General features: G+C 43.5%; 1 rRNA gene. It reads left to right on the forward strand.

The annotated features are described in order from the left end of the window. Positions 1-75: ribosomal RNA gene (rrf, locus tag G7034_RS12140) — 5S ribosomal RNA — on the forward strand; the annotation flags it as partial. Between the last annotated feature and the right edge of the window lie 171 nt (positions 76-246).

The raw sequence follows: 246 nt of genomic DNA on the forward strand, positions 1-246 counted from the left end.
TTTCCGAACAGAGAAGTTAAGCTCGTTTGCGCCGATGGTACTGCGATTTAGTGGGAGAGTAGGTCGCCGCCTTCTTTTATACAAAACCCTAACTATAGTTAATAGTTGGGGTTTTTTTATGTTATGTAGTGGGAGAGCCCCGAAGCACTTTGTTTTCGGGATTAATTCCTGCACCTGTTCATACAGCGTTGCACTTGTATTCACAGGCAGTCATTGAATAGGTCGCCGCCTTCTTTTATACAAAAC

The organism is Psychroflexus maritimus (genome assembly GCF_011089875.1).
GTDB classification, from domain to species: Bacteria; Bacteroidota; Bacteroidia; order Flavobacteriales; family Flavobacteriaceae; genus Psychroflexus; species Psychroflexus maritimus.